At 46.5% G+C, this 1,745-nt stretch carries 2 protein-coding genes; both read right to left on the reverse strand.

The genetic code is table 11. The features are described 5' to 3' along the window. A partial coding sequence (locus KDK17_RS06570) for an F-box protein (RefSeq protein WP_257287645.1) occupies positions 1-251 on the reverse strand: 251 nt, incomplete at its 3' end. Positions 252-425: 174 nt separating this feature from the next. Next, the coding region (locus KDK17_RS06575; RefSeq protein ID WP_257287646.1) for a WD40 repeat domain-containing protein at positions 426-1,745 on the reverse strand (1,320 nt) is incomplete at its 5' end.

Raw genomic sequence — 1,745 nt, forward strand, 5'->3', positions numbered from 1 at the left:
TTAATAGCATTGTATAAGTGAACAGATACCCTTTGTAAACTGACGATATCCCGAAACTCCAACAAACGAGCAATTTTGATGGTTATTTCCTCGGGCAAATCGTGCAATGAAGCTGTTTTCTTTATTTCTTTATCAGGTAAAGTGATGGACCTGCCGACACTGGCACCCAATGGTTCTGTCGCCAATGAAGTGCTTACAGATGGTAGCGAAAGTGAACCGGCTGTGTCGGAATTATTAACCTTAGAATACATCTCTGTTTCTCCTAGATGAGTATTCCCTCTATTAGCGACTTTCAAAATTGATGAAGTTAATTAAAGTCGGCTGTGAAATAAAAGTTTCATAATATGTTATTAAGTGTCACTAACTAAATTCCTGCTTTTCAGCACATGTAGAATGGCGCCCCTTTTATTGATCACAGCAAACCATCAATGATTCATCGATAGCTTATAAATTCTCAACTCGTTATGGGGGAAGGGCGAAACCACATGGTGGCCATTGGCGCTAAGAGCGGTTGATTTGGCGGCACCTCTGTGAGTAACAGCGGCTTTTTCTACCCATGATTCATTAGCCGCCTGACCATAAATTTTTGTCGTTCCATCGGCACTGGTGGTCAGTAGAAGGCAGCCATCGACGCTAAAGGTGGCTGACTTGACAATACCCTTATGGGAAGTGTTGACCTTTTCGATCCAGGATCCGTTAGTCTTCAGACCATAAATTTTCGCGTTGCCACCGACACTGACCATATGACGGCTATCGGGACTGAAGGTGGCTGAGCTGACACTGTAATCATGTAAAATAGTGCACTTTTCTTCCCATGATCCGTCGTCCTTCTTGCTATAGATTTTCGCCGTGCTATCGACACTTGCCGTCACCACATGGCACCCATTGGGGCTGAAGGAGGCTGAGTCGACATAGCCATTATGGTAAATGACGACTTCTACTCCCCATGTTCCATCATCCTTCTGAACACAGATTTTCGCCGTGTTATCGTCACTGGCCGTTACCAAATGGCAGCCATCGGCACTGAAGGTGGCTGAGTTGACAGTCCCATCGTGTGAAATGATGGTCTCTTCTTCCCATGAGCCATCGGTCTTTTGGCCATAGATTTTCGCTCTGCCATCGGTGCTGGCCGTCACTACTCGGCGACCATCGACGCTGAAGATAACTGAGTTGATCAGTCGGTCATGGGCAATGGTGAGTTTCTTGAGCCATGATCCATCGACTTCCCGACCATAGATTCTTGCAGTGTTGTCATAACTGGTGGTCACCAAATAACTACTGTCGGGGCTGAAGGTGGCTGAGTTGACCCAATCATTATGGGAAATGGTGACTTTTTCTTCCCATGATCCATCATCTCCCTCAGCACAGATTTTCGCCTTATTATCCTTATTGGCGGTCACCAAATGACGGCCATCGCTGCTAAAGGTGACTGATCTGAAAACGTCATCATGGAAAATAGTGAGTTTCTCTGCCCATGACCCATCGGCTTGACCATAGATTTTTGCCGTTCCATCTTCACTGGTGGTCACCAGATAGCGGCCATCGGCGCTGAAGATAGCTGATCCGACATCGTCTTCATGGGAAATGATGGTTTCTTCTACCCATTTTCCATGGGTCTTCTGGCCATAGATTTTCGCCGTTTTATCTTCACTGGCGGTCACCAGATGGCTGCCATCGGAACTGAAGATGGCTGAGTTCACCCTGTCCTCATGAGCAATCACGGCCTCTGTATCTACGTTGAACGT

Source organism: Endozoicomonas sp. SESOKO2 (assembly GCF_024606245.1).
Taxonomy (GTDB): domain Bacteria; phylum Pseudomonadota; class Gammaproteobacteria; order Pseudomonadales; family Endozoicomonadaceae; genus Endozoicomonas_A.